Source organism: Bradyrhizobium betae, assembly GCF_050632175.1.
GTDB classification, from domain to species: Bacteria; Pseudomonadota; Alphaproteobacteria; order Rhizobiales; family Xanthobacteraceae; genus Bradyrhizobium; species Bradyrhizobium betae_B.
In genome coordinates this window covers 6,681,429-6,705,385 of record NZ_CP192576.1, presented here as the reverse complement: position 1 = coordinate 6,705,385, position 23,957 = coordinate 6,681,429, and the positions used below count along the sequence as shown (strand labels likewise).

At 64.5% G+C, this 23,957-nt stretch carries 24 protein-coding genes and 2 pseudogenes; 11 read left to right on the top strand and 15 right to left on the bottom strand.

The window, feature by feature from the left end; translation table 11 throughout:
• Positions 1-17 precede the first annotated feature (17 nt).
• Positions 18-1,868: pseudogene (locus ACQ86E_RS32275) on the bottom strand (potassium transporter Kup).
• 180 nt (positions 1,869-2,048) lie between these two features.
• Entirely contained in the window at positions 2,049-2,306 is a 258-nt protein-coding gene (locus ACQ86E_RS32270; RefSeq protein ID WP_431203386.1) for a hypothetical protein, read from the bottom strand.
• 249 nt (positions 2,307-2,555) lie between these two features.
• On the opposite strand from ACQ86E_RS32270, the gene coaD reads away from it, so the two are divergent.
• The 5 genes from coaD (at position 2,556) to queA (ending at position 5,709) form a co-directional block, all read left to right on the top strand.
• On the top strand, positions 2,556-3,050 hold the full coding sequence (gene coaD, locus ACQ86E_RS32265) for a pantetheine-phosphate adenylyltransferase (protein WP_431203385.1): 495 nt from the start codon (positions 2,556-2,558) through the stop codon (positions 3,048-3,050).
• Between the two features lie 41 nt (positions 3,051-3,091).
• Positions 3,092-3,655: a peptidylprolyl isomerase gene (locus ACQ86E_RS32260; RefSeq protein WP_143845551.1), complete on the top strand. Its 564-nt coding sequence runs from the start codon at positions 3,092-3,094 to the stop codon at positions 3,653-3,655.
• Between the two features lie 9 nt (positions 3,656-3,664).
• Entirely contained in the window at positions 3,665-4,090 is a 426-nt protein-coding gene (locus tag ACQ86E_RS32255) for a hypothetical protein (RefSeq protein WP_431203384.1), read from the top strand.
• Positions 4,087-4,551, top strand: coding sequence for a peptidylprolyl isomerase (locus ACQ86E_RS32250; RefSeq protein WP_071913717.1), 465 nt, complete (start codon positions 4,087-4,089; stop codon positions 4,549-4,551). The genes ACQ86E_RS32255 and ACQ86E_RS32250 overlap by 4 nt, the downstream gene beginning before the upstream one ends.
• Positions 4,552-4,635: 84 nt before the next feature.
• Positions 4,636-5,709 carry a tRNA preQ1(34) S-adenosylmethionine ribosyltransferase-isomerase QueA gene (queA, locus tag ACQ86E_RS32245; RefSeq protein ID WP_431203383.1) on the top strand — a complete coding sequence of 358 codons (1,074 nt, stop codon included), beginning with the start codon at positions 4,636-4,638 and terminating at the stop codon, positions 5,707-5,709.
• Between the two features lie 106 nt (positions 5,710-5,815).
• On the opposite strand, the gene ACQ86E_RS32240 is transcribed toward queA, so the two are convergent.
• From ACQ86E_RS32240 to ACQ86E_RS32225, 4 genes are all read right to left on the bottom strand, one after another.
• Complete coding sequence (locus ACQ86E_RS32240) at positions 5,816-6,853, bottom strand: aspartate-semialdehyde dehydrogenase (RefSeq protein ID WP_431203382.1); 1,038 nt, start codon at positions 6,851-6,853, stop codon at positions 5,816-5,818.
• 218 nt (positions 6,854-7,071) lie between these two features.
• Positions 7,072-7,674: a PepSY domain-containing protein gene (locus tag ACQ86E_RS32235; protein WP_431203381.1), complete on the bottom strand. Its 603-nt coding sequence runs from the start codon at positions 7,672-7,674 to the stop codon at positions 7,072-7,074.
• Positions 7,675-7,923: 249 nt separating this feature from the next.
• On the bottom strand, positions 7,924-8,670 hold the full coding sequence (locus ACQ86E_RS32230) for a TetR/AcrR family transcriptional regulator (protein ID WP_431206624.1): 747 nt from the start codon (positions 8,668-8,670) through the stop codon (positions 7,924-7,926).
• Positions 8,671-8,805: 135 nt separating this feature from the next.
• Positions 8,806-10,014 (bottom strand): patatin-like phospholipase family protein, encoded by a 1,209-nt coding sequence (locus ACQ86E_RS32225; RefSeq protein ID WP_431203380.1) that lies wholly within the window; start codon positions 10,012-10,014, stop codon positions 8,806-8,808.
• 180 nt (positions 10,015-10,194) lie between these two features.
• Here ACQ86E_RS32225 and tgt point away from each other — a divergent pair, with 180 nt between their 5' ends.
• Complete coding sequence (gene tgt, locus ACQ86E_RS32220; protein ID WP_431203379.1) at positions 10,195-11,343, top strand: tRNA guanosine(34) transglycosylase Tgt; 1,149 nt, start codon at positions 10,195-10,197, stop codon at positions 11,341-11,343.
• Positions 11,344-11,356: 13 nt separating this feature from the next.
• On the opposite strand, the gene ACQ86E_RS32215 is transcribed toward tgt, so the two are convergent.
• Positions 11,357-11,575 carry a hypothetical protein gene (locus ACQ86E_RS32215; RefSeq protein WP_431203378.1) on the bottom strand — a complete coding sequence of 73 codons (219 nt, stop codon included), beginning with the start codon at positions 11,573-11,575 and terminating at the stop codon, positions 11,357-11,359.
• A gap of 223 nt (positions 11,576-11,798) precedes the next feature.
• On the opposite strand from ACQ86E_RS32215, the gene cysK reads away from it, so the two are divergent.
• Together cysK and ACQ86E_RS32205 are read left to right on the top strand one after the other, a co-directional pair.
• Entirely contained in the window at positions 11,799-12,776 is a 978-nt protein-coding gene (cysK, locus tag ACQ86E_RS32210) for a cysteine synthase A (protein ID WP_431203377.1), read from the top strand.
• Between the two features lie 3 nt (positions 12,777-12,779).
• The gene (locus tag ACQ86E_RS32205) at positions 12,780-13,022 is read left to right on the top strand and encodes a BrnA antitoxin family protein (protein ID WP_431203376.1); all 243 of its coding nucleotides are present in this window, start codon (positions 12,780-12,782) and stop codon (positions 13,020-13,022) included.
• An 86-nt stretch (positions 13,023-13,108) separates the two neighbouring features.
• Here the strand turns inward: ACQ86E_RS32205 and ACQ86E_RS32200 are convergent, their stop codons facing one another.
• Both ACQ86E_RS32200 and ACQ86E_RS32195 read right to left on the bottom strand, forming a co-directional pair.
• Positions 13,109-14,527, bottom strand: coding sequence for a caspase family protein (locus tag ACQ86E_RS32200; protein ID WP_431203375.1), 1,419 nt, complete (start codon positions 14,525-14,527; stop codon positions 13,109-13,111).
• A gap of 197 nt (positions 14,528-14,724) precedes the next feature.
• Complete coding sequence (locus ACQ86E_RS32195) at positions 14,725-15,600, bottom strand: DMT family transporter (RefSeq protein WP_431203374.1); 876 nt, start codon at positions 15,598-15,600, stop codon at positions 14,725-14,727.
• Positions 15,601-15,748: 148 nt separating this feature from the next.
• Between ACQ86E_RS32195 and ACQ86E_RS32190 the strand changes: the two genes are divergently transcribed.
• Positions 15,749-16,147, top strand: a complete 399-nt coding sequence (locus ACQ86E_RS32190) for a RidA family protein (protein WP_431203373.1) — start codon at positions 15,749-15,751, stop codon at positions 16,145-16,147.
• 52 nt (positions 16,148-16,199) lie between these two features.
• Here the strand turns inward: ACQ86E_RS32190 and ACQ86E_RS32185 are convergent, their stop codons facing one another.
• From ACQ86E_RS32185 to ACQ86E_RS32175, 3 genes and pseudogenes are all read right to left on the bottom strand, one after another.
• Positions 16,200-16,745: a hypothetical protein gene (locus ACQ86E_RS32185; RefSeq protein WP_431203372.1), complete on the bottom strand. Its 546-nt coding sequence runs from the start codon at positions 16,743-16,745 to the stop codon at positions 16,200-16,202.
• Positions 16,690-17,040: a hypothetical protein gene (locus tag ACQ86E_RS32180; RefSeq protein ID WP_431206623.1), complete on the bottom strand. Its 351-nt coding sequence runs from the start codon at positions 17,038-17,040 to the stop codon at positions 16,690-16,692. The genes ACQ86E_RS32185 and ACQ86E_RS32180 overlap by 56 nt, the downstream gene beginning before the upstream one ends.
• Before the next feature lie 171 nt (positions 17,041-17,211).
• Positions 17,212-17,798 (bottom strand): annotated as a pseudogene (locus ACQ86E_RS32175) (formyltransferase family protein).
• Positions 17,799-18,334: 536 nt separating this feature from the next.
• Between ACQ86E_RS32175 and ACQ86E_RS32170 the strand changes: the two are divergent.
• Positions 18,335-18,568: a hypothetical protein gene (locus tag ACQ86E_RS32170; RefSeq protein WP_375314556.1), complete on the top strand. Its 234-nt coding sequence runs from the start codon at positions 18,335-18,337 to the stop codon at positions 18,566-18,568.
• A 5-nt stretch (positions 18,569-18,573) separates the two neighbouring features.
• Here the strand turns inward: ACQ86E_RS32170 and ACQ86E_RS32165 are convergent, their stop codons facing one another.
• The 3 genes from ACQ86E_RS32165 to ACQ86E_RS32155 all read right to left on the bottom strand — a co-directional run bounded on the left by ACQ86E_RS32165 (position 18,574) and on the right by ACQ86E_RS32155 (position 22,822).
• Entirely contained in the window at positions 18,574-18,876 is a 303-nt protein-coding gene (locus tag ACQ86E_RS32165) for a hypothetical protein (protein ID WP_247289861.1), read from the bottom strand.
• Between the two features lie 427 nt (positions 18,877-19,303).
• Positions 19,304-21,352 carry an acetoacetate--CoA ligase gene (locus ACQ86E_RS32160; RefSeq protein WP_431203371.1) on the bottom strand — a complete coding sequence of 683 codons (2,049 nt, stop codon included), beginning with the start codon at positions 21,350-21,352 and terminating at the stop codon, positions 19,304-19,306.
• An 804-nt stretch (positions 21,353-22,156) separates the two neighbouring features.
• Positions 22,157-22,822, bottom strand: a complete 666-nt coding sequence (locus tag ACQ86E_RS32155) for a peroxiredoxin-like family protein (protein ID WP_431206622.1) — start codon at positions 22,820-22,822, stop codon at positions 22,157-22,159.
• Positions 22,823-22,990: 168 nt separating this feature from the next.
• Between ACQ86E_RS32155 and ACQ86E_RS32150 the strand changes: the two genes are divergently transcribed.
• Positions 22,991-23,878: a LysR family transcriptional regulator gene (locus ACQ86E_RS32150; protein WP_431203370.1), complete on the top strand. Its 888-nt coding sequence runs from the start codon at positions 22,991-22,993 to the stop codon at positions 23,876-23,878.
• Positions 23,879-23,957 lie beyond the last annotated feature (79 nt).

Here is a 23,957-nt window from a genome sequence, read left to right as displayed (position 1 = left end):
GGTTTCGCCGGCGCGACCTAGATCTCCAGCTCCGTCCCGAATTCCACCACCTGCTTGGTCGGCACGCCGAAGAACGCCGCGGAGCGTTCGGCGTTGCGCTGGAGGAATGCGAACACACCTTCGCGCCAGACCCACATGCCCGGCACGTCCTCGCGCGGGATGATGGTCTCGCGGCCGACGTAGTAGGTGACGTCGGAGGGGTCGATGCCGGGCAGCTTGCCCTGGCGGCAGGTGAGCTTGAGCCCGTCATAGATCGTCGGGTTCTGCATGAAGCCGTAATGCAGGATCACGCGGGTGATGCCGGTGATGATCTCAATCACCTCGGCGCGCTCCTCGTCGGCAATGTGAGGGGCATCTTCGATCAGGACCGTGACGAGGATGACGCGCTCGTGCAGGACGTGGTTGTGCTTGACGAATTGCGTGAGTGTCAGCGGCACGCCTTTCGGCGCAGAAGCCAGGAACACGGCGGTCCCGGGCAGCCTTGCGCTGCACTTGTTGACCGCGGTCTCGATCAAATCCTCCTCGGGCTGGCGCAGCCGCGCGCGCGGCCTCGACCAGCTTCACGCCGGCCCGCCAGGTCAGCATCAGGAAGGCGACGATCCCCGCGAGCAGCAATGGAAACCAGCCGCCTTCGAACAGCTTGATCGAGTTGGCCGAGAAGAAGATCAGATCGATCACGAAGAAGGAGCCGTTCACGGCCACGACGAGCCAGGGCGAAAAACCCCACTGGATCGCGAGCAGCGCGGCCAGCAGCGTGGTGATCGCCATCAGCAGCGACACAGCGATGCCGTAGGCGCCGGCGAGCGCGTCCGAGGTGCCGAAGCTCAGCACCGCGCCAAGCGTTGCGGCGGCGAGCAGCCAGTTCACCAGCGGCACGTAGATCTGGCCGATGGCGTCGCTCTGGGTGTGGCGGATCTGCATGCGCGGCAGGAATCCGAGCTGGATCGACTGCTGGGTCAGCGAGAACACGCCGGAGATGATCGCCTGCGATGCGATCACGGTCGCGACCGCGGAGAAGGCGACCAGCGGATAGTGCAGGGCGTCGGGGCAGAGCTGGAAGAACGGGTTCTCGATCATGGTGGGATCGGTGATGAGCAGCGCGGCCTGGCCGAAATAGTTCAGCACCAGCGCCGGCAGGCAGATTGCGAACCAGGCGAGGCGGATCGGGAATCGGCCGAAATGCCCCATGTCGGCGTACATGGCCTCGCCGCCGGTCACCGCCAGGAAGGCCGCTCCGAGGATGGCGAAGGAGACGTGGAAATCCTGGTGGATCAGGAATTCGAAGGCATAGAGCGGGCTGAGCGCGGCCAGCACCGCGGGCGCCTTGACGATGCCGTGGATACCGAGCGCGGCGAGCACGACGAACCAGACCATCATGACCGGCCCGAAAATGCGGCCGATGAAGCCGGTGCCTTGCTTCTGCATCATGAACAGCCCGATCAGGATGACGACAGTGATGGGTACGACCACTGGTGCGAGCGAGGGGGCGTCGACCTTGAGGCCTTCGATCGCTGATAGCACCGAGATCGCCGGCGTGATCGCGCCGTCGCCATAGAGCAGGGCGGCGCCGATCAGGCCCACCACCAGCAGATGGGCGCGCCAGGTGCCGGGTTGGGCGTGGCGGGCATGCAGCAGCGCCAGCAGCGCGACGATGCCGCCTTCGCCGCGATTGTCCGCGCGCAGGATCAGCAGCGCATATTTGAACGAGATGATCAGCAGCAGCGCCCACAGGATCAGCGAGGCAATCCCCAGAACAGCGTCGTGGCTCAATGTGCCGCCGTGAGCGGCCGCTTTGGCGGCTTCCTTGAGGGCGTAGAGGGGCTGGTGCCGATATCGCCATAGACCACCCCGAGGGCGCCCATGGTCATGGCTATCGGGAGAGGGGCCGGATGATGGTCGGAAGCGACCGCGGGCGTGCTCGACAAGTACAACCCCTCGAATGGGATCGCGCCCGGCGGGCCATTCCGACGGGCGCGTGCATCAGGCACTCTGCGACGGGACGTCGCAAATATCCATGGGATTTATGTGACGCGAAGCTGACAGTCCGCCTACGGCGTGCGGTCAGCCGTCACCAGGCGCGCCTCGCGAATGTTGGTCTTGGTGCCGGCGCGACGCAGGCATGAGGCTTCGAAGTTTGGCCATGCCTGCTGCGAGCAGTCCTTGCCGATGGTGCGGATATCGAGCCGGTCGCCCTTGGCGAGCGGCTGCGGGACGCTCGCTTCGACTGATGGAGCGAAGCCGGGAAGGACAGTGAGGGCAGCCGCCACAAAAGCGGCGATTGCAATTGCTGAGAGGGTCTTGATCATTGACGGTCCCCTGTGGTGCGGCCGCTACGCCCAATTGTGCGGCCCGTCATTCGTTGGGTGGATTGGTAACCATGGCCAGTTTCCGGACGTCTTCGCGGAGGCCGAAAATGGTTTCGTTCGCGCTCCGTTTTGTGTCGTGGCGGCCCTCAGGATGAAACAATCGGCGCGATTCCGGCACGGCCTGGCGGAATGACCGGCGGGGAACCGGTCCCGCTTGCCGGGCCGGGCGGGGCGCGGTAGGACGGGGCCATGCCGCGCATTGCCTTCTATCCAGGTTCCTTCGACCCCATCACCAACGGCCATCTGGACGTGGTCCGGCACAGTGTTCCCCTGTGCGACCGGCTGGTGGTCGCCATCGGGGTCCATCCCGGCAAGAAACCGCTGTTCACGACCGAGGAGCGGCTCAAGATGCTGCACGAGGTCTGCGGGCCGGTGGCCGCTGCGGCCGGCTGCGTGCTGGAAGCCGTGACCTTCGACGATCTCGCGGTCACAGCCGCCCGCACGCACGGCGCCACCATCATGATTCGTGGCCTGCGCGACGGCACCGATCTCGACTACGAAATGCAGCTCGCCGGCATGAACGGGACCATGGCGCCCGAGGTGCACACGGTCTTCCTGCCGGCCTCGCCCATGGTCCGCCCGATCACCGCCACTTTGGTGCGTCAGATCGCCGGCATGGGCGGCGACGTCTCAGCCTTCGTACCGCCGCTCGTCGCGGCACAGCTCAAGGCAAAATTCGCCTGATAACGGCGCGTTTCCTCTTTCATCTCTGATCCGGAGTTCTCATGATCCGAATTTTCGCAGTTCTTGCCGCGCTTGTGTTCGCGGTGCCGGCGGTGGCGCAGCAATTGCCGGCGAATCTCGACAAGGCCAACGCCATCGTCATCGACACCACCAAGGGCCGCATCGTCATCAAGCTGCGGCCCGACCTCGCGCCCCAGCACGCCGAGCGCATCAAGCAGCTCGCGCGCGAGGGCTATTACAACAACGTTCCGTTCCACCGCGTCATGGACGGCTTCATGGCGCAGACCGGCGACGGCCAGAATTTCAACGGCACCGGCGGTTCGAAGTATCCGAACCTGAAGCAGGAATTCTCAAAGGTGCATTTTGCACGCGGCATCGTCGGGATGGCCCGGCGCGGCGACAGCGTCGACACCGCCAACTCGCAGTTCTTCATCATGTTCGCCGATGGCGGCAGCCTCGACAATCAGTACACCGTGATCGGCGAAGTCGTGCAGGGCATGGACGTCGTCGACAAGCTGAAGAAGGCGCCGCCCGGCTCACCCAGCGGCAGCGTCACCGATCCCGACAAGATGGTGAAGGTCCAGGTCGCCTCCGACATCAAATAGGGTGGGATCATGGCGCGCCGCGGCCACAGGCTTTTGCTGGCCGCCGCGGTGCTGCTCTCCGGCGTCCCGGGCGCGGCTGCCGAGGACGTAGAGGTCAACACCATCCAGGACATCTTCCGGCATCTTCGGACCTGCTGGAAGCCGCCACCGGCCAGCAGGGCGCGCCCACTCGACATCACCGTCGTCGTGAGCTTTAACCGGTCCGGAAACATTTTGGGCCATCCGAGGATTTCCTATGAATCCGTGGAGGCCTCCGACAATGACCGGCTGCAATACCGGATCGCGGTGATGGAGGCGTTGCAACGCTGCACGCCGATGCCATTTACCGATGCAATGGCCGGCGCCGCCGCGGGACGTCCATTCGCGATCCAGTTCCGTAGCCGCAAAACGTCACCTGACAAGACTTCACCTCCAACGCAAGAGAGACGAGCATGAGCGTCACCGAAAACACCTTGATCCTCGAGACCACCCAGGGCCCCGTCACCATCGAGATGCGGCCTGACCTCGCGCCCGGCCATGTCGCGCGCATCAAGGAACTGGTCCGCGAGGGCTTTTACGACGGCATCGTGTTCCATCGCGTGATCGAGGGCTTCATGGCGCAGACCGGCTGCCCGCAGGGCACCGGCACCGGCGGCTCCGGCAAGAAGCTGAAGGCAGAGTTCAACAAGGAGCCGCATGTGCGCGGCACCACCTCGATGGCCCGTGCCGCCAGTCCCGATTCCGGCGATAGCCAGTTCTTCATCGTCTTCGACGACGCCCGCTTTCTCGACAACCAGTACACGGTGTGGGGCAAGGTCACCGAGGGCATGGAGAACGTCGACAAGATCAAGCGCGGCGAGCCGGTGCAGAACCCCGACAAGATCGTCAAGGCGCGGATGGCCGCTGACGCGGAGTGATGATGGCCGTCATGCTCCGCCGGAGCCTGTCGTCCGGCCGGTCAAAGACCGGACCGGATGGCGGAGCATGACAAGGTACCGAACGTGCGCACTGATCTCTTCGACTTCGACCTGCCTGCCGAGCGCATCGCGTTGCGCCCGGCAAGCCCACGCGACTCCGCGAAGATGCTGGTCGTGGAGGACGGCGCGTTGCGCGACCGGACCATCGCCGACCTGCCGCAATGGCTCAGGCCGGGCGATCAGCTCGTCGTCAACGACACCAAGGTGATCGCGGCGCAGCTCAAAGGGCGCCGCATCGGCCGCGAGACCGAGCCGAAGATCGAGGCAACCCTGATCAAGCGCCTCGACGGCTCGCGCTGGCAGGCACTGGTGAAGCCGGCGAAGAAGCTCACCCCCGGCGACCGCATCCGCTTCGGCAATGAAGGCAAGGTCTGCCTGCTCGGCCATCTCGACGCTGAGGTCGAGGCCAAGGGCGCGGAGGGCGAGGTGACGCTGTCATTCTCATTCCATGGGCCCGCGCTCGACCAGGCGATCGCCGACCTCGGCAGCCCACCGCTGCCGCCCTACATCGCCTCCAAGCGCACGCCCGACGATCAGGACCTCGCCGACTACCAGACCATGTTCGCGGAGAACGAAGGCGCGGTCGCGGCTCCGACCGCCGGCCTGCATTTCACCCCGGCGCTGGAGCAGGCGCTGCGCGAACGCGGCATCGGCATCAACCGCGTGACGCTGCATGTCGGGGCAGGGACGTTCCTCCCGGTGAAGGTGGACGACACCGACGGCCACAAGATGCACGCCGAGTGGGGCACGATCTCGGCCGAGACTGCTACGAGGCTCAACACCGCGCGGAAGAATGGCGGCCGCATCATCGCCGTCGGCACCACATCATTGCGGCTGCTTGAAAGTGCTGCCAGCGAGGACGGCGTCATCCAGCCGTTTACGGCCGAGACCTCGATCTTCATCGCCCCCGGCTATCGCTTCCGCGCCGTCGATATCCTGCTGACCAATTTCCACCTGCCGAAGTCGACGCTGTTCATGCTGGTGTCGGCGTTCTCCGGGCTCGAGACGATGCAGCGGGCGTATGCGCACGCGATCGCGAATGAATACCGGTTCTATTCGTACGGGGATGCGTGTTTGCTGTTTCGGGCAGTGTCGTAGCGGTAGGGTGGGCAAAGCGAAGCGTGCCCACCTTCTTTCTTGAGTGCGCGAGAGAAGTGGTGGGCACGACGCTTGCGCGCCTTTGCCCACCCTACGCACCTTCCCGTTACGCCATCACCCGCTGCGGCAGCAGCTCCGCGATCTGCACCGCATTCAGCGCCGCGCCCTTGAGCAACTGATCCGCCGCCACGAACATCGAGATCGAATGTCCACTGGGGTCGCTGAGGTCCTTGCGGATGCGGCCGACCAGGACATCGTCCTGGCCCGAAGCGTCGATCGGCATCGGGAAGTAGTTCTTCACGCGGTCGTCGATCACTTTCACGCCGGGGGCCTGCGCCATCAGGCTGCGGACCTGGTCCTCGGTGATCGGCTTCTCGCATTCGAAGGTGATGGCCTCGCAATGGGCGCGCAGCACCGGCACGCGCACACAGGTGACGCCGATCGCGATCCTGTCGTCCTCGAAGATCTTGCGGGTCTCCTTGATGACCTTGGTCTCTTCGTCGTTGTAGCCGGTGTCGGGATCGACCGCGGTGTTGTGGTTGAAGAGGTTGAAGGCGTAGGGATGCGGCATCACCTTGGGCGTATAGACCTGCCCGTTGAGGTTGGCGCGGGTGGACTCGACGAGTTCGTCCATCGCGGCGGCGCCGGCGCCGCTTGCCGCCTGATAGGTCGAGATGATCACGCGCTTGATGCGGTTCTTCTGGTGGATCGGCCACAGCGGCACCAGCGCGGTGATCGCGGCACAGTTCGGGTTCGCAATGATGCCCTTGTGGTCGCGGATGCGGTTGGCGTTGATCTCCGGGATCACCAGCGGCACGTTCGGGTCCATGCGGAAGGCGGAGGAGTTGTCGACCACGACCGCGCCGGCCTTGACCGCGAGCGGCGCGTACGTCCTCGAGATGGTGCCGCCGGCGGAGAACAGTGCGATGTCGACGCCCTCGAAGGCGCGCTCGGTCAGCTCCTCGATGACGACGTCCTTGCCGCGGAACGATACCGTCTTGCCGGCCGAGCGGGCGCTTGCGAGCGCCTTGAGCTTGCCGACGCGGAAGCCGCGCTTGTCCATGGTGGCGATGAATTCGGCGCCCACCGCACCGGTGACGCCGACAATCGCGACGACGGGATCGTTACTCACTTTGTCCTCCATTGAATTGCGATTCAGACAACAAAAAAGCCCCGGACCATCATGGTCGGGGCTTCGGTCAAGCTGATTGCGTTTTAGTCGACGACTACAAGCGCACGCCTCCCCGGGCCCCGAAGGCCGTGGTGGTTTTGGTCGTGCGTTTGGTGGTCGTGAACATGGCGGCGATTTATGCGGGAGAGTCTGGCGCCCGTCAATGGCTTTCGGCGGGATTGTGGCCGGCGCTATTTGCCCCGAGCGCCCGGCGGCTCCAGGATGACCTCCTTGAGGTCATCGCCGCTGATGACGACGATCGAAAAGTTCAGCCGGCCGCCTTCACGCACCAGCCCGCCGCTGATCGCCTTGCCCGAAGCCGCGCGCTCGGCGACATGCACGGCATCCGCGAGACGGTGCCTGATCGCACCGAGCGCTGCCAGGTTGCTGCGATCGTCGAGGTCGAGCTCGGCGAGGGGGAGGGCGGCTTCTCCGCCGATGAGCTCGCCGGTCGTGGCATTGATGGTGTGGCGCCAGATCCGGTCATTGTGCAGGGTCTTCACCCGGTAGACCGGCACGCCGGAGCCTCCGTCAAAACTCACATCCGCCGTCGTGGCGCCGGCGTGACGGGCTTCCGCAATCGCCATGGCCTGGCTGATCGAAATCGAGGAGCTGCGGAATCGTTCGATTTCGCGGCTGACCGCCTGGCGGTCAGCCTCGGCATCACCATCTGTGTTGCCGTGAAGCGCGGTCGGCGTACCCGCGGTCACGACCGCCTGTGCGGCCGGTGCGAGGAGCAGCGCTGGCAAGGCGATCGCAAGCAGTCGCGAAGTCCATCGTTTTGCTGTCGTCATGCGCGAAACCCTCGGCCTGCGAGTGTGCCGGATGATCGTAAAGAATTCGCGGCCGACCTTGGGCATCGGCCGGCCGCGGAGCGTCGCGGCGGGCTGTACCCGTCGCGGCGATCTTAGCGGTCCGGACCACCTTGGGGCTGGTGAAAAGCAGTCCGTATCGCTTATAACGAAACCATACCGTATCGTTTTATTTTGGTCAATGCCGCAGGCGTCTCCCTGTGGGGGACAGGCCGCAATCTCACGGAATTGTCAGCGGGAGGGACGGCGCCGCGGGGCGGCTTTGGCTGCATCCTTGGCGCGACCGGCCGGTCCCAGCGCACCGGTCAGGAACAGCTTGATCGCGACGCGCATCCGCTTTTCGGCGGGTTTTATTTCCATCGGTGTTCCGAACGTCGCCATGCGGTGGGTATGGCCGACGACGACGTCGAGAAACACCTCGGCCGCGATGGTGGTGTCTTCGATGTCGAGGGCACCTTGCGCCACCAGATGATCGAAGAAGCGCGCGGTCGTGGCGACGGCCTTGAGCCAGCCTTCCTCCTTGCCGAGCTTGGCGATGTCAGGGAAATTGATGGCTTGTGACGTCATCATGCGGCTGAAGGCCATGGCGTCGGGCCCGCAGGTGAATGTCAGCATTTCCCGCCCGATCTCAACCAACCGCTGCTCGACGGAGATGTCGGCCGAACTGCCGAGCTGCGTTTCGGCCGCTGCCGACAGCGGGGCAAGCCATCGCGCAATCTCGCGCCTCAGCACCGCCGTAAACAGGCCGCGCTTGTCACCGTAGCGGGAATAGACGGTCGGCTTGCTCACGCGCGCCGCTTCGGCGACCGCGTCCAGCGAGGTGGCGTCAAAGCCGCGGTCCAGGAACAGGCGTGTGGCGACCTCTATCAGGCGCTGGTCGCGCTCGATGGCGGCGCTTTTCGTCGGCCGTCCGCCGCGCGATTTCGGCGCGTCGCGCCGTGGCGTGGCCGGTCTCGTCCTGGTCGCAGCCAATCCCATGCCCAATGATTCCTGCGCGGTCGTAAAAATGGTCATTCGCTCTATAACGCGCAGGAACGGGGTCGTCATCGCGAATCTGGCCGAATTGGCCGTATCGTCAACGGTCTTGAAGGACGTCGTTCCGGCGCCAGAGTCCTAGGGCAGCGTAGACGTCCAGGCCTGGCCGGACGCCGCTTTCTCATATCCGTACTGATAGAGCGCCCGCATATAGGCGGTGTCGAAGCCTTCCGAGGGCGGCGCGGGATAATCGCGCGCGATGTAGGAGAGGTGGAACCCGAGATGGTTGCGCTTGGCGAAATCATAGGTCGAGAAGATGATCGACCGCGTCTGCGACTGGGTGATTGCCGACAGGCTGCGCGAGGCGACATCGATCGTGCTGTTGGAGACCAGCTCGAAATTGCGTTCGATCTTCTTGTTGACGAGGATGTAGATGTCCAACTTCGTTCTGGCCGGAAGGCGGCTGTCCTGGAAGAGCAGGGCTTCCGGCAACGTCAGCACGGGCGCGGTCACGCCGCCGTCGACATGCATCTCCTGGAATCTGCGGCCCTGGCCTTCGGCGTCGATCAGGATGGGCGGAAACACCAGCGGAATGCTGGCGGAGGCCGCCATCACGTCGCGAAACAGTTTGAGCGCTTCCGGCGTGCCCACGGCGGCGATCTTGCCCATGTCCCAGATGGCGGTTCGCTGGGTGTCGAGATCGGTCGTCACCACCAGCAGTCTGCGGCCCCTGGCGTTTTCACGGGCGACCTGCTCCAGGATCTCCGGGCCGACATAGCGCGCCACCAGTTCGCGCAGCCGCTTGTTGCCGAACAGGCCGGAGCCGAACAGCACGCGCATGATGCTGGCATCGCTCAGCAGGCTCTCGGCGATACCACTTGTGTAGACCTCCCTCAACGTGTCGTCGTATCGCGATCCGAGAAAGGCAAAGGGCGCGATCAGGCCGCCAGTGCTCACGCCGGACACGACCGAAAAGGCAGGGCGTGTGCCGGCCGCGCTCCAGCCGTTCAGTACACCCACGCCGTAGGCGCCGTCAGCGCCGCCGCCGGACAGTGCCAGATAGGATTTCGTCGCAGTGCTGATGTCCTTGTCGAAGCTGAACTTGGTGACGGGGTCGTCGGCATAACGCCTGAGGCCGTCGATATCGAGCACGCGCGACGTGCTGGCGTCAGCAGCCGTATAGGGCGTGCGCGGCAGGGAGGTGCAGGCGGAGAGCGCCAGGCTGCAGCCGAGCACAAGAGATCCGATCAGGCGGGCACCTGTCTGCCTGATCTGGCCACGCGAGGGGGCGGACAACTCGGTCGAACATGAAGCGGAGGGCATTGGCGGCGGCTGGCGATCACGCATTTGCAGCCGCCGGCAAAATCTGCCGCAGCATCCCGTCCAGCCCCTCGTAAAAACTACACTGTATCGTTTTATTTTGCAAGCAGCGGCGCCATCAAGTCCGCGTCAGATATGTCCCACTCTGACGCATCGCGCGGCCAGAGCGGGTTGATCGGCCTCGCCTGACACGCAATAAGCACGGCCATGAATCTGCCAAACAACGATCTGCCCAATCATTTCGAACTGCTCGCGACCGATGGCGCCGCCCGCACCGGTCGCCTGACCACGCCCCACGGCGTGGTGCGGACGCCAGCCTTCATGCCAGTCGGAACCGCCGGCGCCATGAAGGGCATGCACTGGCGCGAGGTGCGCGATGCCGGCGCCGATATCGTGCTCGGCAACACCTATCACCTGATGCTGCGTCCCGGCGCCGAGCGGATCGCCGCGCTCGGCGGCCTGCAGAAGTTCACCGGCTGGAACGGTCCGATGCTGACGGACTCAGGCGGCTTCCAGGTGATGTCGCTGTCGGACCTGCGCAAGGTGACGGAGCACGCCGTTACTTTCCGCTCGCATATCGACGGTGCCAAGGTGGAGCTGTCGCCGGAGCGCTCGATCGAGGTGCAGCGCTTCCTCGGCTCCGACATTGCCATGCAGATGGACGAATGCGTGCGGTTGCCGGCCGAACGCGACGACATCGACCGGGCAATGCAATTGTCGCTGCGCTGGGCCGAGCGAAGCAAGCGCGCCTTCGAGAGCGCGCCTGACGGTTACATGCTGTTCGGCATCGTGCAGGGCGGCGATATCCCGCAGCTCCGTCATGCCAGCGCCGAAGGCCTCACTGCGATCGGCTTCCACGGCTACGCGATCGGCGGCCTCGCCGTCGGCGAGCCGCAGGCCGTGATGCTGGCGATGATCGACGTGACCGCGCCGGCACTGCCGGCCGACCGGCCGCGCTATTTGATGGGCGTCGGCACGCCGGACGATATTCTCGAAGCCGTCAAGCGTGGCATCGACATGTTCGATTGCGTGATGCCGACGCGCAACGGCCGCCATGGCGTGGCCTTCACCCGCTTCGGTCAGGTGAATTTGCGCAACGCGCGCCATGCCGACGATCCGCGTCCGCTCGACGAAGAGAGTTCGTGGCCGTCGGCGCGCAACTGCGCGCGCGCCTATCTTCATCATCTCGTCAAGGCCGGCGAGACGCTCGGGGCGATGCTGTTGTCCGAAATCAATATCGCCTACTACCAGTTCCTGATGCAGGGCATCAGGCACGCGATCGCACACGGAACGTTCGAGGAGTTCTACCAGCGTACGCGCGAGGACTGGGCGAGGGGCGACATCGCCCCGCGCTGAAGCGTGACGGCCCTCAGTTGCAGACGATCCGCTGCTTGACGGCGTGCTTGGTCACGAAGCCGTAGCCGCAAGTGTCGCAGGTCCAGAGATAGCTGATCACGTGGTCCGAGACGTAGGCGGAGGCTTCTGCGGCGACCATGGAGTCGGCGCATACGGGACAGGTGGGCAACTCGCTACAACGCGGATCACGCCTTTGCACTACGGTCGACAGCACTTCAGCGACTGCTGACATCGTGGTGACCTCCCTGCTTCGAAACCTAAGTCTAACATAAGCAGAATCAGTTGACGAGGTCGCAACACAAATGCGTTGGATTTCTGCTAATTAGAGCTCACGCGATTTTGCGATGCAGCGTATTTAACATGTGCCGCATTGTCGCTTGCGTGTCGCCGCAAGCTGTCCGTAACTGCGGAAGAGCTGCGATCAAAGCGCACATCGTCGTCACAGGGAGTTCATCATGGACGCATCGTCCACCGCGGGTGCAGCGCACCAACCCGGCCGCGGCCGGATCTATGACTCGATTGTCGAGGCTTTTGGCGACACCCCGATCGTGCGCTTGCGACGGTTGCCGGGCGTGCACGGCGTCAACGCGACCATTTTGGCAAAACTTGAATATTTCAATCCGGCCGCGAGCGTGAAGGACCGCATCGGCGCGGCCATGATCATCGCGATGGAGAAGGCCGGTGTCGTCAAGCCGGACACCGTGCTGATCGAGCCGACCTCCGGCAATACCGGCATTGCGCTCGCCTTCGTCGCGGCGTCACGCGGTTACCGGCTGAAGCTGGTAATGCCGGAATCGATGTCGATCGAGCGGCGCAAGATGCTCGCCTTTCTCGGCGCCGAGCTGGTGCTGACGCCTGCCGCGCAGGGCATGAAGGGCGCGATCGCGACGGCCGAGGAGCTGTTGAAGACGACGCCGAACTCGGTGATGCCGCAGCAGTTCAAGAACCTCGCCAATCCGGAGGTCCACCGCCGCACCACCGCGGAGGAGATCTGGAACGATACCGGCGGCACCATCGATTACTTCGTCGCCGGGGTCGGTACCGGCGGCACCATCACCGGTGTCGGCCAGGTGTTGAAGCCGCGCAAGGCGTCCTTGCGCGTCGTCGCGGTCGAGCCGGAGGAGAGTCCCGTGCTGTCGGGCGGCCAGCACACGCCGCACAAGATCCAGGGCATCGGCGCCGGCTTCGTGCCCGACATTCTCGACCGCTCAGTGATCGACGAGATCGTGAAGATCAGTTCGACGACGGCGATCGAGACCTCGCGCGCGCTGGCGCGGCATGAGGGCATTCCGGGCGGGATCTCCTCGGGCGCTGCGATCGCGGCGGCGCTCCAGATCGGCAAGCGGCCGGAAGCTGCGGGAAAAACCATCCTGGCTATAGTGCCATCCTTCTCCGAGCGATATCTTTCGACGGCTCTGTTTGAAGGAATCTAGGACATGGCGGATCAACCCCCGAGGCGACCGCGCACACTGGGCGATGCCAGGACCGAGGCCGAGGCGGCATTCAAGAAGGTGACGGCGAAAGTGGTCGTCGCGCCGCCGAAGCCGAACGTGGCGCCGGGGATCAAGGAGCAGGTCAGCCTCCGGATCGACCAGGACGTGCTGGAGTTCTTCCAGGAGGGCGGACCCGGCTGGCAGGACCGTATCAACCAGGCATTGCGCAAGGCTGCGGGGAAGTAGACTTCGGCCCCACGGTGAGCGCGACCAACGAAAACGAAAAGCCCGGCGCGAGCCGGGCTTCTGCATGTTGTAGCCTGACGCCTGTCTCAGCGGCGGAACATTCCGCCCATCATGCCGCCGACGACGCCGCCGACGAAGGCCGCGCCGGCATCGCCGCCGCCGCTGTTGCGGTGCTGGGCCGGTGCGCTCTGGGCCTGGGCCGGAGCACGCCGCGCCGGCTTCGGGCTGTCGTCGCTCGCGGTGGCCGGTGCCGCCACGATCTCGGAGAGCAGGGCCTTGTGCTGGAGCTTGTTGAGGTAGCCGGTCGACGGATAGCCGCGGGCGGCCTGCCAGCGCTTCAGAACCGTGCGGGTGTCGTCGCTGAACACGCCGGTCACCTTGGTGTCGAAGCCGAGCCCGGTCAGGCGACGCTGGACGTCGCGGCGCTGGCCCTTGTCGAGGCCGATCTGGTCCTCGGTGAGCTGGGTCGAGTCATCCGTGAAGGTCGCCGGATCGATACCGGAGTTGAGATTGCGGGTGGCCGTGGACGGGCCGCTCTTGATCGCCGCGAGCCGCGCCAGGGCCAGCGCCCTGAACTGGCCGTTCGGATAGGCCGAGAGATAGGCGTTGAGCTCTTCCGACTTGTTGGATTCCTTGACCGAACGCCAGTACTCGAGCTCGACGCCGTCAGAGCTGCTGGCCGCTGCCGGCACGACGCCGGAGGCGGTCGGCGCCGCGTTGGCCACCTGTGTCTGCTGCGAGGGGTTGAGATAGACCGCGCCGATCAGGTTGGTGTGGCCCCAGGGAAGCTGGCCCTTGCGGGTCTCTTCGTTGACCTGGGCGCGCACCGACGTCATCGCCTGCTGGATCTCGACGCCGGGCTTGGTGATGTTGTCGATCAGCGCGCGGGTGAAGGGGCTGTTGTTGCCCTCCTGACCGTCGAGCGCGGTCTGGCCCGGCCCGGTGGCGAACGCGATCAGCGTGCCTTCGCCGGACTTCATCTCGGCAAGGCCGCTCTGCACGTTGACGCTGCGGGTGGCGGAGTTCGACTTGATCTTGGCGGCGAACGGATTGTCGCGGCAGGCATCGAGGAAGACGAGCTTGACCTTGGCATCGCCCATGGTCTGCTCGAGCGTCAGGTCGATGTTGATGGCTGCGCCGAGCTTGACGTCCATCTCCGACTTGATGTCGGCATCGACCGGCAGGAGATAGTTGCTGCCGCCGACGGCGATACCGTGGCCGGCGTAATAGAACACGGCGACGTCGGAGCCCTGCGCCTTGCGGCCGAAGTCCAGTAGCTTCTCGGTCATCTGGTCGCGGCTAAGGTTGGATCCTTCGATCACCTCAAAGCCGACATTGCGCAGCGTCGACGCCATCGCCTTGGCGTCGATCGGCGGGTTCGGCAATTGCGCGACGTTCTTGTAGGAGCCGTTGCCGACGACGAAAGCGACGCGGCGGTCGGCCTTCGCGGCGCTGACCGACAGCGCCATGCACATCAGCGAAGCGAGGAGGGTGAGATAGCGCATCTGAAATCCCCAGAATCGAATTGCAGGCAGCAACAAATTGGCAACGAACTTACACGACACGCCCGGTTTCGCGCTAGCGAAACGACAGCTCGCCCAACCCATTGCTTCGCGGCCGAATGTGCACGATGGAATACCCCTCCAACGTGATCCAAATCACGCTCGACCATTTTGTTTGTCGCGCGAGGCCGCGCGCGGGTTCACTGGGCGCGGGTGGGAACCGGCGGTGCGGGCTTCAAATTCAAGAGATTGCCGCAGAGGATCAGCGCGGCGCCAAATACCGTCCAGGAGTCGAGCCGCTCTGAATACAGCAGCCAGCCTACGGTTGCCGTGAGCGGAACCCGCAAGAAGTCCATCGGCACCACGATGGTCGCATCCGCATAGCGGAGCGCGCTGGCGAGGCAGTAGTGCGAAAATGTGCCGCAGACCCCGATGACGAACAGCCAGCCCCAGAGCGTGGCTGACGGCCAGGTCCAGACATAGAGCGTCGGCAGCAGGCCCACGACAAACTGCACCACGATCATCCAGAACAGGATCGACAAGGCGCTCTCGGTCCGGGTCAGCGATTTTGCCAGGATCATGGAGATGCTGAAGCCGATTGCAGCGCCGAGCGCGATCAGTTGGCCCGGATTGACCTCGCCGGTGGCGGGCCGCACGATCATGATGACGCCGACGATGCCGAGCACGATGGCGGCGATCTTCCAGACGGTCATGCGCTCGGCGAGGAACGTTGCGGCTAGCAGCGCGGTCCAGATCGGCATGGTGAATTCGATGGCCACCACCTGGCCGATCCCGATCAGCGTCAGCGCGTAGAACCAGCCGAGCTGCGCGAAATAATGGACCCCGTTGCGCGCGAGGTGCTGGGGCAGGCGTTTGGTCGCGACCGCCTTGAAGCCGCCGGACCGGTAGATGATCGGCAGCAGCAGCGAGAACCCGATCACCGACCTAACTTCCATGATCTCGAAGACGTTGAGCTCGCGCGTGGTCTCGCGCCCGGCGACCGCCATGACCAGCATCAGCGCCAGCCAGCCGGCCATCCACAGTGCAGCCATCGCTTTGGACGGGGTCGCGGTCATCGGTGCGGGTGCGGGAGATCGAGCCTGGGGAGGGCGGGTATCGACGACATTGCCGCCGTTTGCAACGGCCAAATCTGCGGATGCAGCGATGCCGGGCGACGTGCTAAGGCTTGGGGGAACAACGACAAGAAACGGGAGAACTTCGCTCATGCGCATCTTGCAGCCGGCCGAATGGAAAAAACCGCGCGGCTTTTCCCATGGCGTGGTGGCGGAAGGGCCGGGCCGCTGGGTGGTGCTGGCCGGACAGACCGGCGGCGACGAGACCGGCAATTACGCGCCCGACATGGCGGCGCAGGTCGCAACCGCGCTGACGCGGATCATCAAACTTTTGGGTGAGGCCGGCGCGGGTCCAGAACACATTGTCCGCCTGACCTGGTACCTCACCAGCCGCAGCGAATATGAGGCCGCGGGTGCCGGCATCGGCGCGGCCTGGAAGGAAACGCTGGGGCGCAACTTCCCGCCTTCGACGCTGCTCTACATCGGCGGTCTCGTGGACGACCGGGCCAAGGTCGAGATAGAGGTCACGGCGTTCGTCCCGAACGCATAAAAAATCGACCCGGCGAGGTCGCCGGGTCGATCTGTCATTCGGGCGTGTCGGCTTAGCGCGACATCGAAATGTTGGCGCCGCGGAACTGGCTGTCCGCGCGCATCGTGACGCTCTGCCTGTTGCCGCTGGTCTTCATCGCGATGTTGGCGTTGAAGCCGGCGGTGGAAGCGACGACCTCGAAGTTCCCGCCGCCGCCACGACCCTGGAGCGAGCCGGAGATGTTACGACTGGCCTCGGACCAGCTGCCGGTGATGGCGCTCCCCTCGGCCCTGACGCTGGCGCCGAGGTTGAACTTGTAGGCGTCGCTGGCGCAGGTCAGCGACATCTCCATGGTCGGGCCGATCGGTGCGTATTTGGCCCGGCAGCGGATCCGCTCGGTCGAGCCGTCATCCAGCGTCACGGTGCCGCTGCCGCTCCAGTTACCGGCCATCGCAGCAAATGGGCCGGACTGAGCCTTGCTTTCCGAACCGAGGATCCCCGCCGCAAACAGAACGGCGGCCGCGATCAGCAGCCGCCAGTTCCAGGCGCGAGCCGTCATTGGTTTATTGGCGCGATGCTTCCCATCGCCCGCTGCACGGTATGCCTGCAGATGCTCCATTCCACTTCCCCGATCCGGCGTTGCCGTTGAGTTGACCGTTGGCATATGCACCATTGATCGAAACTTTCACAAGACCCTCACGGCCAATGGTGCCGGAAACGTTAGCGCCGGGCGCGGTGATCCTGCCGTCGGCAACCGTCAACAGGGAGCTTGCGGTCGGCTCGCAGGTGCCGCTCTTGGTGACGATGGTGACCTGCCAGTTGCCGTCATAGGGGCTCTGGGCGAAAGCGGGGGCGGCGAGGGTGCCGGCGAAAACTGAAGCGGCACAGAACGCCGCGATGCGACCAAAACGCATAAATTCGTCCTTCAATGTGTCTGATATTCTGACGCTTATTCGGGCGAAATGTGACGGAAATTTGTTGCGATGCCAAAGCGAAAATTGTTCCTGTTGGAACAATGGTTTATTCGCGATTTTCGCTCCAATTTTTGAAGCAGAATCAACGCGGCTTCACGTTAAGGGTAAACGTCAGGAGAGACTCGGCGCGGAGGTCGCGAACTGCTCGTCCTGGGGCTTGGACGGCAGCACCTTGTGGACCTTGGCATAGTCGATCACGTCGGCCAGCAGCTTGAGGCCGAGCGGAGCGAGGGCGCGCTCCCACAGTTCGCGCGCGGTCTCCCCTTCTTGACGAAGCACCATTCCTGGGCGGCGATCGCGCCAGCATCCATGCGGTCGGCGAGATGATAGATGGTGCCGCCGGCGATCGGATCGCCTTCCTTGATGGTCCACTCCACGGCGGCCTTGCCGCGGTGTCGCGGCAGCAGCGAGGGGTGGTAGCCGATCCCGCCGAGCCTGGCGGCGGCGAGCGCATCCTTGCCGATCCGGGCGTGGCTGTGGGCGGTGATGATCAGGTCGGTGTCGGGGGCGATCTCGGAGGCGACCACGAGCTTGGGATCGGCCTGCACCACCACCTCGATTCCGGCCGCCTTGGCGGTCGCGGCGAGGCGATCCTCGGCATCGGCCACCACGACCCGCACGATCGAGACGCCGTGTTCCCGGAGCATGTTCAGGGTGGTCACGCCGAAATGGCGGGAGCCGACAAGGGTAATGCGCATGGGGGTCCGATCCGTCTCGCAGCTGCGTCGTCCTCCCGATAACACGTCCGGACGCCCTGTCACCACCCGCCCGGCGTTCGCGATCGTTATCAACAAGGCGCCGGGCCGGCTGTTCGGACGGGAGCCGGCGCCGCTCGATCGGTATTGTCCCGACAGCGCCGAGCGCAGGCTGCGGCCCATGTATTCTGTGGGACGGATTTGCGTTGCCGCGCGGCAACGCCCGGCATCAAATGTGTACGCCCCGGTTCCTGTGGTTTGTTTTTAACAGAACGATGCCTCGGGTTCGGTTAGAACGTGCCATCCGGGGCTGGCTACATTTCATTCCCGATCCGCTTTCGAACCCGGCTTTGGCCGCTGGCGCGATCACGCCAGCGGCTTTTTCATGCCGCGCGTCACGAAATCATGTGACGGTAACGCGTTCTCAACCAGCCCGGCGTATCGACAGAATCCGTCGCGGATTTGTATTGCGTACCGCGACACCAAAAATGTCCCGCCGGCGCGGGTGCGCCGCGCGGGCTTTTGCCGGGACCGATTTCATGCCGAACGCAATTGAGCAGATCGTCAACGCCTATGTGCGGCTGAAGAACCGCCGTGGCCTCGACGCGCTGATGATGCACCGGCAGCGACTTGCGGTCGATCTGAAGAGCAAGTCCGGCTACGATTTCAGCCTGCCGATCGGCCAGATCGACGAGGAGATCGCGATCATCGAGGAGGGGCTCAGCCGGCTCAAAGCTGAATCCGCGGATCCCGGTGCGACACGTCCGATCTGACGTGATCAGTCGCGCCGGCCGCCGTCGATGACGGTGAACAGCGGCCGCGCCTGGGTCGGCTCGACCAGCAATTCCTCCACGAGCGCGGTGGCTGCGTCGACATATTTCCGCGTCGGCTTGTCCAGCGCACGCGTTGCCTCATCGTCGAGGGCGACTTTCGCGGCCTCGACCAGCTTGCGCATCCGCGCCGCATGGTCGTCGCCCGCGGTCAGCGTCGCGCGCGCCAGCGAGCGCAGCACGAACAGTTCGCCCTCGAGGCGGAGCAGGCGATCGTTGAGCCTGGTGAGGACGGCGTTGAGGTCGGCCATTTCTGGTGCTCGTCGCGAAGGATCCATCCTGATCTAGCGGCGATCGGTGAACGGATTCCAAATGCCAAAGGCGCAATTGGGGTGATCGGGGGCGTTGCGGCATCGGCGATGTCGCCGATGTGAGATATCGTGACGTTGCGGTGCGTCGTTCGAGCGTGGTTCCCACCCCAAATAGGAGGTCGGGTGGACGTCTGGAGCCATACGCAATGCGGTCTGTCCTGGCCTTGGCCCTCTTGATTTCAACATGCGCGTCGGCTGTCGCTGGGCCGATACGTCATGTGCGTCCGCGCGACCATGTCGTGGTCCATCCGGCGGAGAACGCTCCGGCGCCGCCCGGCTGGTACAAATTTCCCGGGTGGCCACCTATTCCGCCCTCGGAGAACAGGAATCTCGATCCCTCCAATTTTGGCGGAGGTTGATCGCAGCTTCACGCCGCGGTCCGTGCGAGATAGTCGCGCGCGAAGGCGAGATACCAGTCGAGGCAGCCGGGATTGGCCATCGCCTCCTTGTTGATGACCTTCTCGACCGGCTGGCCGAGCAGCAGCTTCTTGATCGGCAGCTCCTGCTTCTTGCCCGAGAGCGTGCGCGGGATCTCGGCGACGGCGAAGATGTCGTTCGGCAGGAAGCGCCGGGACACACCGGCCTCGATCGCCTTGTTGATCCTGGCCCGCATCGCGCCGTCGAACACGACGCCCTCGCGCAGCACGACGAACAGCGGCATGTAGCTGTCGCGGCCGAGATATTCGAGGTCGATGACGAGGCTATCGAGCACCTCCGGCAACGCCTCGATCGCGGAATAGAGCTCGCTCGTGCCCATGCGCAGGCCGTGCCGGTTGATGGTGGCGTCGCTGCGGCCGTAGATGATGCAGGATCCATCAAGGTTGACCTTGAGCCAGTCGCCGTGCCGCCACACCGGTCCGCGGCCGCTGCCGTCGAAATTGTCCGGATAGGTCTCGAAATAGCTGGAGCGATAGCGGGCGCCGTCCTTGTCGTTCCAGAAATAGAGCGGCATCGAGGGCATCGGCTCGGTGCAGACGAGCTCGCCGACCTCGTCGATCACGGCATGGCCCTGCTCATTGAAGGCTTCCACCGCGGCTCCGAGCGAGCGGCACTGCATCGCGCCCGGCGTCTGTGGCAGTTCGCGATTGCCGCCGATGAAGGCGCCGGCGAAATCGGTGCCGCCGGAGATGTTGGCCCACCAGATGTCGGCCTGCGCCTTGCTGCCGTTGGTCTTCGACAGCGCCGCGAAGCGGTCGTTGAACCAACCTTGCGTGTCCGCGCTGAGCGGCGAGCCGGTCGAGCCGAGGCAGCGCAGCCGCGAGAGGTCGCCGGCCGCGGCCAGATCGATCTCAGCCTTGGCGCAACTGGCGAAGAACGCCGCGCCGGCGCCGAAGAAGGTCGCTTTCGCCCGCGCCACGAAGCGCCACAGCGTGGTCCAGTCCGGCTTGTCCCTGGCGCCCCCGGGGCTGCCGTCGAAGATGCAGCAGGTGGTGCCGTTGAGCAGGCCGCCAACTTGCGAATTCCACATGATCCAGCCGGTCGACGAGTACCAGTGATAGCGCTCGCCGAACGAGTTCTCGTGATAGGAGCAGCCGAGATCGTTGTGCAGGCCGAGCAGTGCCAGCACGACGATGACGATGCCGCCATGGCCGTGCACGATCGGTTTCGGCAGGCCGGTGGTGCCACTGGAATAGACGATCCAGAGCGGATGATCGAACGGCAGCCATTCCGGCTCGAACGCGTCGATCGCGGCGCTGGTCTTTGCGAGGATATCGGAGAGCAGGGCATCCGGGGCTGCCGGCGCGCCGGCCTCGCTGTGCAGGATGACATGCTCGACCGTGGGCAGGGAGCGACGCAGCTCGGCGACGACGTCCTTGCGGTCATGCCGCCGGCCGGCATAGGTGACGGCGTCGCAGGCGATCAGCACCTTCGGCTCGATCTGCTTGAAGCGGTCGATCACGGCGGGCGCGGCCATGTCCGGTGCGCAGACGCTCCAGACCGCGCCGAGGCTGGCGCTTGCCAGGAACGCGATGATGGTCTCGGGAATGTTGGGCAGATAAGCGGCGACACGATCGCCGGGCTTGATACCCCGCTCTTTCAGATGCAGCGCGAGCGCTGCCGCCTTGCGCCGGAGCTCGGGCCAGCTGGTTTCCGTCAGCCTGCCGTCTTCGCCGCTGCTGACGATCGCAGGCAGGCCTGCGGCATGCGCCGCCTCGACGTGCCGGAACACCTGCCGCGCGTAGTTGACCTGTGCGCCGGGAAACCAGACCGCGCCGGGCATCTTGCGCTCGGCGATCACGGCGGCAAACGGCGTCGGCGATTGCAGATCGTAATAGTCCCAGATGCTGCGCCAGAAGCCGTCGAGATCGCGCACCGACCATTGCCGCATCTCCTCGTAGTTCGCGAAGGTGAGGCCACGCTGCGCGGCGAGCCAGTTGCGATAGAGGGCGATCTGGGGAACGAAGGGTGCGGTCATTGCATGTCGGATTCTGTTGCGGGGAGGGGGAGTTTAGCGGGTGTCGTGGCGGAGCAGAAGCGTCAGTTCCTCATCCCTGCGCCACGGCAAAGCGCTCGCCGCAGAGCCCGGCCGGATTCCGCGCGCCGGCCCCGAAATGCTTGCGTTCGCATGCCCTCAAATCAAAAGCAGAAAAACAACCCCATGCACAGTAGCGCAGACATTGAAAGCATTCGCCATTTTCAGCCGCTTGCAGGCAGGCCCTTCTCGGACGTGGCCTGACGCGAACCGCTCACAGACATCGCGACTGCGCTTCGCACTGCGGCGCCCGGATTTGACACGTCGGGCAAAACACTGGCAGAATGGCATCATCGAAAAAATCGTAACACCCGCGCGGAGAAGTCCGCCGCGGGTTTTTTCATATTGGGGCAGCTGCCATGATCAGGGGATCGCGATTGTTCGCGCGCAACGCGGCTTGGCTCGCGTCACGTATTCGCAGAAAACTTCCGCGCGTTGCGTGATCGCTCCTGCGCGGTCTTCGACAAAGTCGAACCCGGCATGTACCCGGGGGCGCGAGCTATTGCCGCCTGCGCGAGACCGCGAACCGCTCGCCGAGCCTGATCAAGCTCGGCGACTGAGACTTCTTTGCCTCATCTCATTAGCCTCATTCTCAATTGGCTTCGCATACGGAGATCCGGATGTGGGGGCAGAGCGTGAGAGCTTTCGGCGCGAGGTCACCAAGCAAGATGTCCTGTCCGGTTGCCAAATCCGATCTTCGGCGCTCCAAAGCGCCAAAGATCCGATCGGTACAAATTGTCGAGGGACTCACGCGTCCTGCCGGCGCCCCAGCTTCTCAAGAACCGGGAAGATGGCCGAGGGCTCCGGGCGCTTGGTGTAGTCGGCGTTCACCTCGGCGTAGGCGATCGTGCCATCCTGCGCGATGACATAACGGGCGGGCATTGGCAGGGTCCAGCTGTCCTCGCCGTTGAACTGCGTCAGATCCGCTCCAAGCGCTTTTTGAACCTCACGTAGATAGTCCGGCAGCGTCCAGCGAACGCCGAACCGCGCGGCGATTTCTCCGCCATGGTCGCCGAGGATCGGGAACCCCAGTCCGTTCTGTCGCTGCGATTTGCGGCTATTGGGCGCCGTCTGCTGCGAGATCGCAACCAGGGTCGCGCCGCGGGACTCGATGTCCGAACGGGCGTCCTCCAGCGCGCTCAGGTCGAAGTTGCAAAACGGACACCAGGCGCCGCGATAGAACGTAACCACGAGCGGTCCTTTGGCGAGCAGCGCCTTGGAAGACACGGGATTGCCGTCCGGATCCGGAAGGGTGAACTCCGGCGCGACGTCCCCGACTTTCAGTGCGCGGCTCTGCGCACCGGATGCGATCAGTTCGTCGGTGGCCCGGTGCAGCACCTCAACTGCCGCCGGCGGCGCGAGGTTGTTGTCGAATTCGAATTTCAGCGCGTCGAGCTTGCCTTGCAGCGGCAGGCCGGATTTCGCGATCGTGGCGAGAGTTTCCTGAAGCGTCATCGTGTGTCTCCTGGTCGGTCCAGCGACATCGCTGGCGTGACGCCTGAATCAGCTATTCCCAATCATTGCAGAAGGCAGACTGTGGCGATAAAACATATTCCTAATCGGAATATATCGAGAGGCGAGATGGACCGGCTGCACGCGATGGAAGTCTTTGTCCGGGTCGTCGAGACCGGCTCGTTCTCGGCGGCCGCGCGTGATTTGCGGATGGGGCAGCCGGCTGTGTCGAAATTGGTGGCGGCCCTGGAGGATCACCTCCAGGTGCGGCTTCTGGTCCGCTCAACGCGCCAACTTCACCCCACTGAGGCGGGTCAGGCCTTTTATGAGCGTGCGCGCCGCACCTTGGCGGAGGCTGATGAGGCCGAGACTGCGGCCCGCGGGCTGGGCAAAGGGCTCGACGGACGACTGCGTGTCTGTGCGTCGGTCACCTTTGCAAGATTGCACATCGTCCCAAGGATCGGCGCGTTCCTGGACGCGCACCCCAATCTTCTCGTCGATTTCGTCATGGACGACCGCTACATTGATTTGATGGGGGAGAATATCGACGTGGCCCTTCGGGCGGGCGAGCTCCCTGATTCCAGCCTGACCGCCCGTAAACTCGCGACGTGCGAGCGATCGGTCGTGGCGAGCCCGGCCTATCTCTCGCGAATGGGCACACCATCTGCTCCGAGTGATCTGCTCGATCACACTGCAATTGTCTACACACAGGGCCTGGTAGCGGAGGAATGGCGTTTTCGTCGCGCGACTGAAGATACGTCCGTGCGTATTCCCACACGGCTCTCGTTCAGTGCGGCCGAGGGAGTCCGTGAGGCGGTGATTGCCGGTCTTGGCCTCGCGATCAGCTCGCGCTGGATGATGGAACCCGAACTCGAGAGTGGGAGCGTTGTTCGGGTGCTTAGCGAGTGGAAGCTTCCGAGCGCCGACCTGTGGGCACTCTATCCCAGCGGGAGACTGCCGACGGCGAAGGCGCGTGCCTTCGTCAACTGGTTTGAAGAGAACTTTTCAACGATCTAGCCATCAGCCAGCCGGCGCTGCCGCCACGACGGCGCAACTCACAGGACGTATTGGGTTTGAATGCATCCGAGCCTTCCGT